Below are 13,839 nucleotides of genomic sequence, written 5' to 3'. Positions count from 1 at the left end.
CTTCAGATCAATAACCTCCCCTTGTGGAAGCGAGCTTGCTCGCGAAGGCGACGTGCCAAACACCATCACTGTTGAATGACACACCGCTTTCGCGAGCAAGCTCGCTCCCACACAGGTGCTTCACCGCTCTTCAGATCAGTGGTTGAGCTGACGAACCAAACACTGACCTGAGGCAGTCTCTCTGTAACATTCTGCAACGATCATGGGCGACATTCCTTCCCTCGCTCAGGATTGTCCTCTCATGGCTACTCCCTCCCTGACCGCCAGCCCAGCGTCCGCCGCCAGCGGCAGGCCATCCCTCGACAAGAAAACCAGCCCGTTCACCTACGTATTGTTTTTTGCAGTGCTGGCCATGGGGATGCTGTTCACCGCCTACAGTCTGATGCACGACGTTCAGGAAGTCGGCACGACGGTCACCACCTGGACGCCATTTCTGCTGCTCGGCGTGGCGTTGGTGATTGCGCTGGGTTTTGAGTTCGTCAACGGTTTCCACGACACCGCCAACGCCGTCGCCACGGTGATCTACACCCACTCGCTGCCGCCGAATGTTGCGGTGGTCTGGTCGGGGTTCTTCAACTTCCTCGGCGTGTTGCTGTCGAGCGGTGCGGTGGCATTCGGCATCATCGCACTGCTGCCGGTGGAGCTGATTCTGCAGGTCGGTTCGTCTGCTGGTTTCGCGATGATCTTCGCCCTGTTGATCGCAGCGATCCTGTGGAACCTCGGCACCTGGTGGCTGGGTTTGCCGGCCTCGTCGTCGCACACCCTGATCGGTTCGATCATCGGCGTCGGCGTGGCCAATGCCTTGATGCATGGCCGCGACGGCACCAGCGGTGTCGATTGGGCGCAGGCCACCAAGATTGGTTATGCGTTGCTGCTTTCACCGCTGGTGGGTTTTGGTTGTGCGGCGCTGTTGCTGCTGGCATTGCGCGCATTCGTGAAGAACCGCGCGCTGTACAAGGCACCGAAAGGCAACACCCCGCCGCCATGGTGGATTCGTGGTCTGCTGATCCTGACGTGCACCGGCGTATCGTTCGCCCACGGCTCCAACGACGGCCAGAAAGGCATGGGCCTGATCATGCTGATTCTGGTCGGCACCTTGCCGATGGCCTATGCATTGAACCGCACCATGCCCGAAGAGCAATCGCTGCAGTTCGCCGCCGTGGCGCAAGTCACCCAACAAGCCCTGGTGAAAAGTGCGCCGCAGCCGGCACCTGCCGATCCGCGCCCGATCCTCTCGGATTACGTGCGCAGCAAGGAAGCCACGCCGCAACTGATCCCCGCCCTCGCCGCCCTCACCGGGCACATTGGCGACGAAGTCAAAGGCTACGGTTCGTTGGCGAAAGTCCCGGCCGAGGCGATGGGCAACGTGCGTAATGACATGTACCTGGCCAGCGAATCGATTCGCCTGATGGACAAGAACAAGGTCGGCCACTTCGACGCCGACACCGCAGGCAAGCTGCAACTGTTCAAGCAACAGATCGACAACGCCACACGGTTTATCCCGCTGTGGGTGAAGATCGCCGTTGCTATCGCATTGGGGCTCGGCACCATGGTCGGCTGGAAACGCATCGTGGTGACGGTGGGCGAAAAAATCGGCAACACCCACCTGACCTACGCGCAAGGCGCCTCGGCGGAAACCGTGGCGATGCTGACCATTGGTGCCGCGGACATGTTTGGTTTGCCGGTGTCGACGACCCATGTGCTGTCCTCAGGGGTGGCCGGGACCATGGTTGCCAATGGCGGTGGATTGCAGATGAGGACCATCCGTAATCTGCTGATGGCGTGGGTGCTGACGCTGCCGGCGGCGATCCTGCTGTCGGGTAGCCTCTACTGGCTGTTCACCCAGATCTTCTAACCGAAAATCCCACTGCAGGAGTTGCGGAAGGCAGCTCCTACACGGAAATGAGGGTTAGCCCTGGCAGGCGTTGCGCATCAGGAAGCGCTCGCGGAGTACGTCGTAACCCCAGTGATACACATAGGTGTACGGCAGAAAAAACAGCAACACGCCGATGTCGAGCAAGAACGCCTGCCACAGACTGACCGACAGCCACCAGGCAATCAGCGGCACGCCCATCACGATCAAACCACCCTCGAACAGCAAGGCGTGAACGACCCGCACCCAAGCGTTATGGGCAACATTCATGCGCTCGAGCAGGCGGTCGAAAAACCGGTTGAACACCACGTTCCAGCCCAGCGCCAGCATCGCGATCAACACCGTCACCGCGCCCATGTCGAGCAGCGGCTTTTTCATGATCCACGCCAGCAATGGCGTGCAGATCAGAATCGCCAGCAATTCGAAACCGACAGCCTGCAAGATGCGTTCAGTGATGGATTTTTGGGCAGTCATGGCCTGACTCCTTGAGTGAAGGTGGTTGCCATGATCTGCGCCCCCACCGATACTTCAAAACCAATAACCATCGATCAAGGCGATAGTTCATGGCCTCGCAAGAAGTGCTTTTGGCGTTTGTCCAGGCGGCGACCCAAGGATCGTTTTCGGCGGCGGCGCGCAAACTCGGCCGCAGTCAGTCGACCATCAGTGCGGCGGTGGCGAGTCTGGAGATTGATCTGGACCTGGTCTTGTTTGATCGCAGCAGCCGCAAACCGACGCTGACACCCGCCGGCCACGTCATGCTGCAACGCGCCGAGGCGATTCTGACGGCCAACAGTCGCCTGGAAATGACCGCGCGGCAATTGTCCCAAGGTGTTGAGCCGAAGTTGACCGTGGCGATTTCCGACACCTATCAATCCGCGCGTTTCGAAGCGGCGCTGTTCGGGTTTGAACAGCGCTATCCGGACCTGGAACTCGAATGCCTGATTGCCGAATGCGATGACTTGATCGAACTGGTGCAGCGCGGTCGGGCGCATCTGGCGTTTGCCGAGATGCAGGACAATTACCCGCCGGACCTGGTGACCTCGACTGTGGCCGAGCGCACCGATATTGCCCTGTTCGTCAGTCGCGGCCATGCGCTGGCGACACTGGAACACGTCGATCAGCCAATCCTGGAGCAGCATCGCGAGTTGCGTCTGGCGACGATCGTCAATCCCTACGACAGTCGCGCCAAGGGCCGCGTGTGGTCGGCGCCGAGTTATCTGATGCTGATGGAAATGGCCGAAATGGGTTTCGGTTGGGCGCCGTTGCCGCGCTGGCTGGTGGGGCGTTTCGGCAATGGCACGCTGGTGGAGCTGACCGTGCGCGGCTGGCCGAAACCGGTGTTTGTCGATGCCTTGTGGTCGCGGCTTTATCCGCCGGGGCCGGCGGGGAGCTGGTTGCTGAGCAAGATGCTGGAATAGAAGCCCCTCACCCCAGCCCTCTCCCGGGGGGAGAGGGAGCCGACCGAGGTGTCTTTCGTCTTTCAGTGATCTGAAAAACCGGATTGATTGTGGGTTCGAAACAGCAACAACCAGCAAAGGGCAGAAGCCCCCTCACCCCAGCCCTCTCCCGGGGGGAGAGGGAGCCGACCGAGGTGTCTTTCGTCTTTCAGTGATCTGAAAAACCGGATTGATTGTGGGTTCGGAACAGCAACAACCAGCAAAGGGCAGAAGCCCCTCACCCCAGCCCTCTCCCGGGGGGAGAGGGAGCCGACCGAGGTGTCTTTCGTCTTTCAGTGATCTGAAAAACCGGATTGATTGTGGGTTCGGAACAGCAACAACCAGCAAAGGGCAGAAGCCCCCTCACCCCAGCCCTCTCCCGGGGGGAGAGGGAGCCGACCGAGGTGTCTTTCGTCTTTCAGTGATCTGAAAAACCGAATTGATTGTGGATTCGAAACAGCAACAACCAACAAAGAGCAAAAGCCCCCTCACCCCAGCCCTCTCCCGGGGGAGAGGGACCCGACCGAGGTGTCTGGCGGCATTCAGCGACTTGAAATACCGAGCGATTATGGATTCAAAGTTAATCGTGCAAGTCGGTGAGACTCTCCAATATTCCCCGATCGGTCCCCTCTCCCCTTGGGAGAGGGTTAGGGTGAGGGCCATTCCAGCGCCCTGAGCCGCCCTTCAATAAAACGCCGTTCAGGCGCTTGCCGGGTTAACTCCAACGCCCGCAAATAAGCCACCCGCGCCTCCTCTACCCTGCCCAACTGCCGACAAAACTCCGCCCGCGCCGAATGCGCCAAGTGGTAGTCCTGCAACTCCCCTCGCGCCAGTATCCCCTCGATCAACGTCAATCCTGCCAACGCCCCATCCCGTTTGGCCACCGCCACCGCGCGATTCAACTCGATCACCGGTGAAGGCATCGCCCGCAACAACACGTCATACAGCCCGACGATCTGCTGCCAATCGGTTTCCTCGGCGGTTGGCGCCTCGGCGTGCACGGCGGCAATTGCCGCTTGCAGGCAATACGGCCCGAATCGTCGGGTGGTCAGCGCCCGCTCCACCAACGCGCAACCTTCAGCGATCAACTCAGCATCCCACTGCGAGCGATCCTGATCGTCCAACAGCACCAATTCGCCATCGGGCGAAGTGCGCGCCGGGCGCCGGGACTCGTGCAGCAGCATCAACGCCAGCAACCCCATCACCTCGGGTTCCGGCAACAACTCCATCAGCAATCGCCCGAGCCGGATCGCCTCACGGGTCAGGTCCTCGCGGGTCAGCTCAGCACCCATCGACGCCGAATAGCCCTCGTTGAACACCAGATAAATCACCCGCAACACACTGTCCAGTCGCTCGGGCAGTTCGCTCAGGCTGGGGACTTGATAAGGGATTTTCGCGTCTCGGATCTTGGCTTTCGCGCGCACGATGCGCTGGGCAATGGCCCCCGGCGCCGAAAGAAAAGCGCGGGCGATTTCCTCGGTGGTGAGGTCGCAGACTTCACGCAAGGTCAGCGGCACTTGCGCATCCGCCGCCAGCGCCGGGTGACAGCAGGTGAAGATCAGCCGCAGGCGATCGTCTTCCACGTCTTCGTCGCTCCAGTCGGCCTCTTCGAGCTCTTCGAGTTGCGCCAGCAACAATGGCTGCGTGGCTTTGAAGCGTGCACGGCGGCGTAACACGTCGATTGCCTTGAAACGCCCGGCTGACACCAGCCAGGTGCGTGGATTGTCCGGCACGCCGTCACGCTGCCAACGCTCGACCGCGACAAAGAACGCCTCGTGCAACGCTTCTTCGGCAAGGTCAAAGTCGCCGAGCAGGCGGATCAATGTCGCCAGAATCCGCCGCGAGTCTTCGCGATAGACCTGCTCGACCCGCGCCGCGACCTCAGACATTCAACTGCCGCACGGGGCGCACTTCAACGCTGCCGACCCGAGCCGCCGGGATGTTCCCGGCGACCTGAATCGCTTCGTTGAGATCCTTGGCGTCGATCAGGTAGAAGCCGGCCAGTTGCTCCTTGGTTTCGGCGAACGGCCCATCGGTGATCGACAATTTGCCGTTGCGCATGCGTACCGTGGTGGCGGTCTGCACTGACTCCAGCGCCTCGGCGGCAACCATCCGCCCACTGCCCTGAATCGACTCGGCATAGGCCCAGCATTCGGCGTCTTCGGGGCTGTCGGGCGACGAGTGCAGCAGGCGTTCATCGCTGTAGACCAGGCATAGATACTTCATGGCGTGCTCCTGATTCGAACGGATCAACTATGGCTGAAGATCACGGTTGCACATCGAACAGCGTCGCGCCGCTCATCGGATCAAACGGTGCCGACCAGTGCTCATGGGCAATCCGCCACGCGCCGCCGACCTGCCGATAGCAGGCGGTGACGCGCATCCAGCAACTTTGGGTTTCACCCTTCTCGTTGGTGCCGCCGCAATTGGCGACCCAGTGGGCGAAGGCGATGTTGTCGGCGGTTTCGATGACGACTTCCTGAAACTCGAAAATGTGCGGGCCGGGGCACATCTGCATGCAGTCCACCCAATGCGCGCGGTAGGCCGGTTTGCCCTTGAATTGCAGGGCCTTGATCGCGTCGAACGAGACGATGTCGTCGGCGTACAGCGCCATGACTTTCTCCACGTCCTTGGTCATGACGGCGTCGCGGTAGGTATTGATCAGGGTTTGAATGTCAGCTTGTGCGCTCATGGTGTTCTCCGTGATTTTTGTTGGAAAGACACCCTTAGTCGTTCGGCACTTCGGCAGATCGACAACCAAAACAAAAAAATTCCGCAGGAGGCAAAGTCGCTAGAATCCGAAGCTCATCTTTGTAGGAAAAAGGAAATTCCCGTGTCAGCCCAACTTGTGCCGTACGACAGCCTGAACGCCCAGCAGCGTGAGCAAGTCGAGGCGATTGAAATCCATCCCGAGCAAATCAAGTTCTCCGGCGACATCCACGGCGCCCTGCACACCTTGCTGTCGAAACCCGGCCCTGGCGTGAAGGGTTTTGCACTGCTGGCTGATGAGGTGCCGGTGGCGTTCCTGCTGCTCAAGCGTCCGCCGGTGTTGCCGGCATGGGCCGATGAACACAGCGCCACGCTGCATGCGTTGCAGGTCGATCGCCGGGCGCAGGGCAAGGGTTACGGCAAGGCGTGTCTGCATGCGTTGCCCGAGGTTGCCCGCCAGGCCTGGCCTGAGATCAAGGGGCTGGAACTGTCGGTGGACGCCGACAACGAGGCGGCCATCGCGCTTTACGCCAAACACGGCTACGTCGACAGCGGCGAAGCGTACAAGGGCCGAATCGGTTACGAGCGGCGCATGGGTCTGTTTTTTTAAGTCATCGAGGGGATGCACGATGATCGATTCAATCGAAGCACTGGAAGCTATTTACGGATTGCCGCACGAACGTGCGGTGCGCAAGCAGATCACTTTTCTCAACGAAGACTATCAGGCGATGGTGCGGGTCTCGCCGCTGGTAATCGTCAGCTCGGTGGGGGCCGATGGTCTCGACAATTCGCCGCGCGGTGATGCCCCGGGGTTTGTGCGGATCGTCGATGAACGCACGCTGGCCCTGCCGGACCGCCCAGGCAACAACCGCATCGATACCTTGAGAAATGTGCTGCACGACCCACGGGTGTCGATGCTGTTCATCATTCCGGGAATTGGCGAGACGTTGCGGGTCAACGGCACGGCGTTGATCAGTGATGAACCGGCGTTATTGGAGAGTTTTGCGGTGAACGGCAAACCGGCGAAAACGGTGTTGCTGGTGAAGGTGGAAGCGGCGTTTTTCCATTGTTCGAAAGCGTTTGTGCGCTCGGATGCGTGGAACCCTGAAACGCATCTGCCGCGCTCGGCACTGCCCACGGCTGGCGCCTTTCATAAACGCCTGAACGATGGGCAATTCGACGCCGACACGTATGACCGCGAAGCGCCGACGCGGGTGCGCGACAGTCTTTACTGACGCTGAGCTACAAACACTACGAAAACCTGTGGGATGACTTACAGGGTCAGGATCATCTCGTGCCACGCCATCCCGCCGTGATCCGACTCCGACGGCTTGATATAGGCAAAGCCGAACCCGGCATACAGCGGGATGTGCGTTTCCTTGCACATCAAATGAATCGTCGCTTTATCCATTCCGCGCATACGCTCGATGAACTCGGCCATCAAGCGCTTGGCCAGACCCTGCCCCTGGTAATCCGGGTGCACCACCACCGACATGATCACCACGTTCGGCCCCGCCGGATCGTGGCCGATCAGTTCCTTGAACGCTTCATCCGACATCTGTACATCAAACGCCGCGCCTGAGTTGACGAACCCGGCGACCTCGCCATCCACCTCGGCAACGATGAAACCATCCGGCCAGGTCGCGATGCGCGTGGCGATCTTCTCGCGGGTGGCGGCTTCATCGCCTTCGTAGGCAACGGTTTCAATGGCGTAGCAGCGATCCAGGTCAGTGGCAGTGACGTTGCGGATGAGGGTAATCATGGCAGCTCGAAAATCAGTGAAAACAAGGCTGCCAAGCATAAAGCAGAAACGGCGAGACAGGTCATAGACCCGCCGCGCCGCGCGCAATTCACGCCTTGAGCGGCAGCCAGATTTCCAGCGTGCCGGTATGCAACTTGGGGTTGAAATCCTCACTGTAGCGTTCGAACTCCGGCGCATCAGCGGCTTCGCGTCCGGACTGCGGCAGCCAGGTTTTCCAGATGTACTGGAAGGTCTCTGGCAACTGATCCAGTGACCCTTTGTGCTCGAACACCGCGTAATCCTGCGGTTGCACCTCGATCCAACGGTACTGTTCCGGCAGGTCATCGAGTTTGCTGATCTCGACCCCGGCGATGTATTCGAAACCACCCTTGCCATCCGCATTGCAGCAGACGCCGAACGTCACTTCGTTCTTTTGCCCGGGAATCTTGCCCAGATGCGGGATGAATTTTTCCCACAGCGCGGGGATGCCATCGGTGGTGTCCTGAGTAAACCGTCCGCCAAGCCCTGCTATCAGCAGGAACTGCCCATGTTCGAAGCGAGGTTCTGCCACTTCGACGCGTGTTTGCTCATCCATGACTCAACTCCTGGAACGAAAAAAGTGGGTTCGGCTGGGAGTATAGAAGCCAAACCCGATTCGCAACATCAGAGCGTATGCAGGGCCTCGGCCGCACCCGACCCGACAAACTCGTTATAGCCAGATACGATCACGTACACCGCGAAATAGCAGAAGATCGCTGCAGATGCCATATAGGAGTAGCGCAGCAGCTTATCGCCCAGGAGCTTGCCACCATGGCTTGCGGCGAAGCACAAACCGGCCGACCACAACAGCCCGGCGCACAGAAACCCGCCGAGGAATAACGCCGAGCTCAAAGGCCCGCCGCCACCCGAGCGGGCGATCAATGTGCCGCCTACCGCAGCGAACCAGAGAATCGCGCTCGGCGAAGACATTGCGAGGAAGATCCCTCGCAGGAACTCCTTGCGATGGGAGTTGTGCCCCACCTCCGCCGTCTCGGCCAGTAGCGCCTCATGATGGATTGCCGAATAGATCATCTTCGCCGCAAAGTAGATCAGCAGCGCCGAACCGCCGATCCACAGCACCCAACGCACGGTTCCGTATTGCAGCAACACGGTCATCCCGGCGAGCGCCAGCACCGCGTAAATCAGATCGCCGACACAGGTGCCGAGGCCCAGCGCGAAGCCCTGGAAATAACCGCGCTGCATGGCCAGCGTGATCATTGCGATGTTGGCCACGCCGATATCCAGGCACAGCGAGAGGCTCAGCAAAAAGCCACTGGTGAATTCCATCAACCGATTTCCTTGGAAAAATTTGTTTACGCGCAGGCTGGACAGTCTGCCATCACAGCCCTTATCTTCGCCAACAGGTCACCGCAGTGACCAGCGTCGCTCGGACGGTTCCGGGCGCTTACGTTATCCGAGGCAACAATGGCTGAACAAGGTTCGCCGCGCCGCTTTGCGCGCATAGATCGACTCCCCCCTTACGTTTTCAACATCACTGCCGAGCTGAAGATGGCCGCGCGGCGTCGTGGTGAAGACATCATCGACTTGAGCATGGGCAACCCCGACGGGGCCACGCCGCCGCACATTGTCGAAAAACTCGTGCAAGTCGCCCAGCGTGACGACACCCACGGTTATTCCACGTCCAAGGGTATTCCGCGTCTGCGTCGGGCGATTTCCAATTGGTACAAGCAGCGCTACGAGGTCGATATCGACCCGGAAAGCGAAGCCATTGTCACCATCGGTTCCAAGGAAGGCCTGGCGCATCTGATGCTGGCGACCCTGGATCAGGGCGACACGGTGCTGGTGCCCAACCCCAGCTACCCGATTCACATCTACGGCGCGGTGATTGCCGGCGCCCAGGTGCGTTCTGTACCGCTGGTGCCAGGCGTGGACTTCTTCGCCGAACTGGAACGGGCGATTCGCGGCTCAATCCCGAAGCCGAAAATGATGATTCTCGGCTTCCCGTCAAATCCGACTGCGCAGTGCGTGGAACTGGATTTCTTCGAACGGGTGATCGCCCTCGCCAAGCAGTACGACGTGCTGGTGATCCACGATCTGGCTTACGCCGACATCGTCTACGACGGCTGGAAAGCCCCGTCGATCATGCAAGTGCCGGGCGCCAAGGACATCGCGGTGGAGTTTTTCACCCTGTCCAAGAGCTACAACATGGCCGGTTGGCGCATCGGTTTCATGGTCGGCAATCCGGAATTGGTCAACGCCTTGGCGCGGATCAAGAGCTACCACGACTACGGCACTTTCACACCGCTGCAAGTCGCCGCGATTGCTGCGCTGGAAGGCGATCAGCAGTGCGTGAAAGACATCGCCGAGCAGTATCGCCAGCGCCGTAATGTGCTGGTCAAAGGCCTGCATGAACTGGGCTGGATGGTCGAAAACCCAAAGGCTTCGATGTACGTCTGGGCGAAAATCCCTGAGGCTTATGCGCATCTGGGTTCGCTGGAATTCGCCAAGAAACTGCTGGCCGAAGCCAAGGTTTGCGTCTCGCCAGGGGTGGGGTTTGGTGAGTATGGTGATGATCACGTGCGCTTCGCACTGATCGAAAACCAGGACCGCATTCGCCAGGCGGTGCGCGGGATTCGCGGGATGTTACGGGCGGATGTATTAGCCCCGAAATCCAGCACCTGACACCTGTCGCCCTGTGAGAGCGAGCTTGCTCGCGAAGGCATCGTATCAGTCAAATTCAGTGCTGAATGATCAACCGCTTTCGCGAGCAAGCTCGCTCCCACAGGGATTTAGAAGGCCCTTGGAAATCATCACCCACAAAAAAACCGCATCGCTGCGGTTTTTTTGTGTCTGGCGTTTGCTGTTAGACGAACATCGACAACAGCAGGATAAAGCCCAACGCGACCACCGAGAGGATGGTTTCCATCGCCGTCCAGGTCTTGAACGTCTCGGCCACGGTCATGTTGAAGTATTGCTTCACCAGCCAGAAACCGGCGTCGTTGACGTGGGACAGGATCAACGAACCGGCACCGGTGGCCAGCACCAGCAGTTCACGGTTGACGCCCGGAACCATCCCGACCACCGGCACCACGATGCCCGCGCCAGTGATGGTCGCAACCGTTGCCGAACCGGTGGCAATACGGATAACCGCCGCCACCAGCCATGCCAGCAGGATCGGCGAAATCTGCGCGCTGACCGCCATGTGGCCGATCACATCGCCCACGCCGCTGGTCACCAGCATCTGCTTGAAGCCACCGCCGGCACCGATGATCAGGATGATCGCGGCGGTTGGCGCCAGGCTCGCATCCAGCCACTTGAGGATCTGGTTGGAACCGATGCCCTGCTTGTAGCCGAAGGTGTACAGCGACAGCAGCAAGGCCAGCAGCAGTGCCGAGATCGGGTGACCGATCATGTCCATCCAGGTGCGGAAGAAGTTACCGTCCGGCAGCGCCACGTCAGCGAAGGTTTTCAGCAGCATCAGGAACACCGGCAGCAGCACGGTGATCAGGGTGATACTGAAGCTCGGCAGGACAGCGGTATCGTTTTCGCGGGCCAGTTGATCGACCAGTTCCTGATTCGGGTGACCCGGAATGTGCTTGGCGATGAACGTACCGAAGATCGGCCCGGCAATGATTGCAGTCGGCAGCGCAACGATCAGACCGTAGAGAATGGTCTTGCCGATGTCAGCGCCAAACACGCCGATGGCCAGCAGCGGGCCCGGGTGCGGTGGCACCAGACCGTGCACGGCGGACAGGCCGGCGAGCAACGGGATACCGATCTTGATGATCGACACGCCCGTGCGGCGGGCAACGATGAACACCAGCGGAATCAGCAGCACGAAGCCGATTTCGAAGAACAACGGAATGCCCACCAGGAACGCGGCGAACATCATTGCCCACTGGACTTTGTCCTTGCCGAACGCGCGAATCAGGGTTTGGGCAATCTGGTCTGCCCCGCCCGATTCGGCCATCATTTTGCCGAGCATGGTGCCCAGAGCGAGGATGATGCCGACAAAACCGAGCACGCCACCAAAGCCGTCCTGGAACGCTTTGATGATGGTGCCGATCGGCATGCCGGACGTCAGGCCGAGGAATGCGGCGGCGATGGTCAGGGCAATGAAGGGGTGAATCTTGAACTTGGTGATCAGGATGATAAGTCCGATCACCGTGACCACTGCATCAAGCAGCAGGTAGGCGTCGTGGGACATGCCAAACATTAGGGGTGTCTCCTGGTTTGTTGTTGTTATTAAAGCGGGTTAATCAGAAGTCGTAAGGACAGCGCTGTCTGCATGAACACACTCATACCGCCTGTTTCAGGCCATTGGCCTGCCACCAGACGTGAGCTTGCTCAGCCAGTTCTTCAACGCTGTGGATCGAAGCGTTCAACGCCAGGGTCAACGGCTCGCCTTTGGGCGATTCGAGGGTGGCGAACTGGCTTTCGATCAACGTGGCCGGCATGAAGTGGCCCGGACGATGGGACACCCGCTCGGCGGCAACTTCAGGGGTCAATTCAAGGAACACGAAGCCCAGGCCCGGCAAGGCACTGCGCAGGATTTCGCGATAACTGTGTTTGAGGGCCGAGCAGGTCAGCACCGGGCGCTGGCCCGTGGCGTCAACGCGACGCAGCTCCTCGCACAGGCTGTCGAGCCAGCCGGCACGGTCGTCGTCGTTCAGGGGGATCCCCGCGCTCATCTTTTCGATGTTCGCGGCCGGATGGAAAGTATCGCCTTCAATGGCAGTGGCGCCGCTCAATTGGCACAGGGCCTCGCTGACGCACGTCTTGCCGCAACCGGCAACGCCCATGATGACCAGGGCGGTGATGGGATGATTCATGAAACACCTCAGCGCGCAGACAGCGCTACCTTTGCAAGCTATGACTCTAGTGCACAGATAGAAGTTGCCGACGCCTTCTTGTCGTTTTTTTGGGTTGCAGCAGGTTTGTTCCCGACACCAAAAAGCGAAGATCAGGCAGGACCTCGCTTACGCATTTGCAGCTGCATCAGGACAGCGCTACCTTAGTGCCTTGATTTTTGTTTGGCAAGCCGCCCGATGACCACGCCTAAAAACGATAAAAATACCCGCACCACTGGCCGTCCCACCCTTAATGAAGTCGCTCGCCTTGCCGGCGTCAGCCCGATTACCGCTTCCCGTGCCTTGCGCGGGGTCAGCACCGTGGCCACCGAACTGGTGGACAAAGTCCGCAAGGCCGCCCTCGAGCTCAACTACGTGGTCAACCCTGCCGCCCGTGCCTTGGCCTCGGCGCAGAGCCATTCTGTAGTGGTTTTGGTGCCGTCACTGTCCAACCTGTTGTTCATCGATACGCTGGAAGCCATTCATCGGGTTTTGACGCCCAAGGGCTTTGAAGTGCTGATCGGTAACTTCCACTACTCCCGTGATGAAGAAGAAAACCTGCTGCGCAACTACATGGCTTATCAGCCGCGCGGGTTTCTGCTGACCGGGTTTGATCGCACCGAAAGTTCGCGGCGGATGATCGAGGCCAGCAACATTCCCTGCGTGTACATGATGGAACTGGACAGCGCCGCCGGCGTGAATTGCGTCGGCTTCTCTCAGCTCAGCGCCGGCGAAACGGCGGCTGCGCATTTGCTCTCGCGAGGGCGCAAACGTCTGGCTTACATCGGTGCGCAACTTGATCAGCGCACGTTGCTGCGTGGCGAAGGTTTTCGCAAAGCGTTACAGAAGGCAGGGCGTTATGACCCGGATCTGGAAGTGCTGACGCCGCGCGCTTCGTCAGTGGGATTGGGTGGCGAGTTGTTTGTGCAATTGCTGGCGGCGCACCCGGATGTCGATGCGATCTTCTTCGGCAACGATGACCTGGCACAAGGCGCATTGCTGGAGGCCCTGCGCCACGGCATCAAAATCCCTGAGCAAGTGGCGATTCTGGGCTTCAACGACTTGCCGATGTCTGAGTACATGGTGCCGCGCCTGAGCAGCATCAACACGCCGCGTGAGGCGATTGGCCGACGCGCGGCGGAGCAGATGCTGACGTTGATGGCCGGGAACAAGGTGGCACGGCCGATGGAAGACATGGGCTTCGAGCTGAAGATCCGCGAAAGCACATAA

At 59.8% G+C, this 13,839-nt stretch carries 15 protein-coding genes; 6 read left to right on the top strand and 9 right to left on the bottom strand.

Translation table 11 applies throughout. The features are described 5' to 3' along the window. Nucleotides 1–352: 352 nt before the first annotated feature. A complete protein-coding gene (locus AB4P91_RS12605) occupies nucleotides 353–1,855 on the top strand; it encodes an inorganic phosphate transporter (protein ID WP_395604958.1) in 1,503 nt (500 codons plus the stop codon). A gap of 54 nt (nucleotides 1,856–1,909) precedes the next feature. Here the strand turns inward: AB4P91_RS12605 and AB4P91_RS12600 are convergent, their stop codons facing one another. Then, nucleotides 1,910–2,347, bottom strand: a complete 438-nt coding sequence (locus tag AB4P91_RS12600) for a multidrug/biocide efflux PACE transporter (protein WP_150592922.1) — start codon at nucleotides 2,345–2,347, stop codon at nucleotides 1,910–1,912. Between the two features lie 89 nt (nucleotides 2,348–2,436). On the opposite strand from AB4P91_RS12600, the gene AB4P91_RS12595 reads away from it, so the two are divergent. Beyond that, nucleotides 2,437–3,291 carry a LysR family transcriptional regulator gene (locus AB4P91_RS12595; RefSeq protein WP_150592921.1) on the top strand — a complete coding sequence of 285 codons (855 nt, stop codon included), beginning with the start codon at nucleotides 2,437–2,439 and terminating at the stop codon, nucleotides 3,289–3,291. Nucleotides 3,292–3,956: 665 nt separating this feature from the next. Here the strand turns inward: AB4P91_RS12595 and AB4P91_RS12590 are convergent. From AB4P91_RS12590 to AB4P91_RS12580, 3 genes are read right to left on the bottom strand one after another with little or no spacing between them, the layout of a single operon-like run. Further along, nucleotides 3,957–5,198, bottom strand: coding sequence for an RNA polymerase sigma factor (locus AB4P91_RS12590; RefSeq protein ID WP_395604887.1), 1,242 nt, complete (start codon nucleotides 5,196–5,198; stop codon nucleotides 3,957–3,959). Continuing rightward, entirely contained in the window at nucleotides 5,191–5,535 is a 345-nt protein-coding gene (locus tag AB4P91_RS12585) for a YciI family protein (RefSeq protein WP_008081988.1), read from the bottom strand. Before AB4P91_RS12585 ends, AB4P91_RS12590 begins: the two co-directional genes overlap by 8 nt. A gap of 40 nt (nucleotides 5,536–5,575) precedes the next feature. Continuing rightward, complete coding sequence (locus AB4P91_RS12580; protein ID WP_150592918.1) at nucleotides 5,576–6,001, bottom strand: SgcJ/EcaC family oxidoreductase; 426 nt, start codon at nucleotides 5,999–6,001, stop codon at nucleotides 5,576–5,578. A 141-nt stretch (nucleotides 6,002–6,142) separates the two neighbouring features. Between AB4P91_RS12580 and AB4P91_RS12575 the strand changes: the two genes are divergently transcribed. Together AB4P91_RS12575 and AB4P91_RS12570 are read left to right on the top strand one after the other, a co-directional pair. Next, nucleotides 6,143–6,628, top strand: a complete 486-nt coding sequence (locus AB4P91_RS12575) for an N-acetyltransferase (RefSeq protein ID WP_042560576.1) — start codon at nucleotides 6,143–6,145, stop codon at nucleotides 6,626–6,628. A gap of 19 nt (nucleotides 6,629–6,647) precedes the next feature. After that, nucleotides 6,648–7,253: a pyridoxamine 5'-phosphate oxidase family protein gene (locus tag AB4P91_RS12570; RefSeq protein ID WP_150597747.1), complete on the top strand. Its 606-nt coding sequence runs from the start codon at nucleotides 6,648–6,650 to the stop codon at nucleotides 7,251–7,253. 38 nt (nucleotides 7,254–7,291) lie between these two features. On the opposite strand, the gene AB4P91_RS12565 is transcribed toward AB4P91_RS12570, so the two are convergent. The 3 genes from AB4P91_RS12565 to AB4P91_RS12555 form a co-directional block, all read right to left on the bottom strand. Beyond that, nucleotides 7,292–7,780 (bottom strand): GNAT family N-acetyltransferase, encoded by a 489-nt coding sequence (locus AB4P91_RS12565; RefSeq protein WP_150592915.1) that lies wholly within the window; start codon nucleotides 7,778–7,780, stop codon nucleotides 7,292–7,294. Nucleotides 7,781–7,868: 88 nt separating this feature from the next. Further along, a complete protein-coding gene (locus tag AB4P91_RS12560; protein ID WP_150592914.1) occupies nucleotides 7,869–8,354 on the bottom strand; it encodes a GyrI-like domain-containing protein in 486 nt (161 codons plus the stop codon). Between the two features lie 68 nt (nucleotides 8,355–8,422). Further along, nucleotides 8,423–9,085: a LysE family translocator gene (locus AB4P91_RS12555; RefSeq protein ID WP_395604886.1), complete on the bottom strand. Its 663-nt coding sequence runs from the start codon at nucleotides 9,083–9,085 to the stop codon at nucleotides 8,423–8,425. Between the two features lie 138 nt (nucleotides 9,086–9,223). Here AB4P91_RS12555 and alaC point away from each other — a divergent pair, with 138 nt between their 5' ends. Then, complete coding sequence (gene alaC, locus AB4P91_RS12550; protein WP_395604885.1) at nucleotides 9,224–10,441, top strand: alanine transaminase; 1,218 nt, start codon at nucleotides 9,224–9,226, stop codon at nucleotides 10,439–10,441. Nucleotides 10,442–10,622: 181 nt separating this feature from the next. Here the strand turns inward: alaC and AB4P91_RS12545 are convergent, their stop codons facing one another. Beyond that, a complete protein-coding gene (locus tag AB4P91_RS12545; protein WP_042560582.1) occupies nucleotides 10,623–11,975 on the bottom strand; it encodes a gluconate:H+ symporter in 1,353 nt (450 codons plus the stop codon). Between the two features lie 82 nt (nucleotides 11,976–12,057). Further along, nucleotides 12,058–12,591: a gluconokinase gene (locus AB4P91_RS12540; RefSeq protein ID WP_150592911.1), complete on the bottom strand. Its 534-nt coding sequence runs from the start codon at nucleotides 12,589–12,591 to the stop codon at nucleotides 12,058–12,060. Between the two features lie 216 nt (nucleotides 12,592–12,807). On the opposite strand from AB4P91_RS12540, the gene AB4P91_RS12535 reads away from it, so the two are divergent. After that, complete coding sequence (locus tag AB4P91_RS12535; RefSeq protein WP_150592910.1) at nucleotides 12,808–13,839, top strand: LacI family DNA-binding transcriptional regulator; 1,032 nt, start codon at nucleotides 12,808–12,810, stop codon at nucleotides 13,837–13,839.

The organism is Pseudomonas sp. B21128 (assembly GCF_044218865.1).
Taxonomy (GTDB): domain Bacteria; phylum Pseudomonadota; class Gammaproteobacteria; order Pseudomonadales; family Pseudomonadaceae; genus Aquipseudomonas; species Aquipseudomonas iridis.
The sequence above is the reverse complement of the archived record's forward strand: the minus strand, read 5'-3'. Positions and strand labels throughout refer to the sequence as shown.

Excerpts from the sequence above, each read along its gene's own strand:
- AB4P91_RS12605 (WP_395604958.1), top strand. The coding sequence starts at position 353 with ATGGGGATGCTGTTCACCGCCTACAGTCTGATGCACGACGTTCAGGAA.
- AB4P91_RS12600 (WP_150592922.1), bottom strand. The coding sequence starts at position 2,347 with ATGACTGCCCAAAAATCCATCACTGAACGCATCTTGCAGGCTGTCGGT.
- AB4P91_RS12595 (WP_150592921.1), top strand. The coding sequence starts at position 2,437 with ATGGCCTCGCAAGAAGTGCTTTTGGCGTTTGTCCAGGCGGCGACCCAA.
- AB4P91_RS12590 (WP_395604887.1), bottom strand. The coding sequence starts at position 5,198 with ATGTCTGAGGTCGCGGCGCGGGTCGAGCAGGTCTATCGCGAAGACTCG.
- AB4P91_RS12585 (WP_008081988.1), bottom strand. The coding sequence starts at position 5,535 with ATGAAGTATCTATGCCTGGTCTACAGCGATGAACGCCTGCTGCACTCG.
- AB4P91_RS12580 (WP_150592918.1), bottom strand. The coding sequence starts at position 6,001 with ATGAGCGCACAAGCTGACATTCAAACCCTGATCAATACCTACCGCGAC.
- AB4P91_RS12570 (WP_150597747.1), top strand. The coding sequence starts at position 6,648 with ATGATCGATTCAATCGAAGCACTGGAAGCTATTTACGGATTGCCGCAC.
- AB4P91_RS12565 (WP_150592915.1), bottom strand. The coding sequence starts at position 7,780 with ATGATTACCCTCATCCGCAACGTCACTGCCACTGACCTGGATCGCTGC.
- AB4P91_RS12560 (WP_150592914.1), bottom strand. The coding sequence starts at position 8,354 with ATGGATGAGCAAACACGCGTCGAAGTGGCAGAACCTCGCTTCGAACAT.
- AB4P91_RS12555 (WP_395604886.1), bottom strand. The coding sequence starts at position 9,085 with ATGGAATTCACCAGTGGCTTTTTGCTGAGCCTCTCGCTGTGCCTGGAT.
- alaC (WP_395604885.1), top strand. The coding sequence starts at position 9,224 with ATGGCTGAACAAGGTTCGCCGCGCCGCTTTGCGCGCATAGATCGACTC.
- AB4P91_RS12545 (WP_042560582.1), bottom strand. The coding sequence starts at position 11,975 with ATGTTTGGCATGTCCCACGACGCCTACCTGCTGCTTGATGCAGTGGTC.
- AB4P91_RS12540 (WP_150592911.1), bottom strand. The coding sequence starts at position 12,591 with ATGAATCATCCCATCACCGCCCTGGTCATCATGGGCGTTGCCGGTTGC.
- AB4P91_RS12535 (WP_150592910.1), top strand. The coding sequence starts at position 12,808 with ATGACCACGCCTAAAAACGATAAAAATACCCGCACCACTGGCCGTCCC.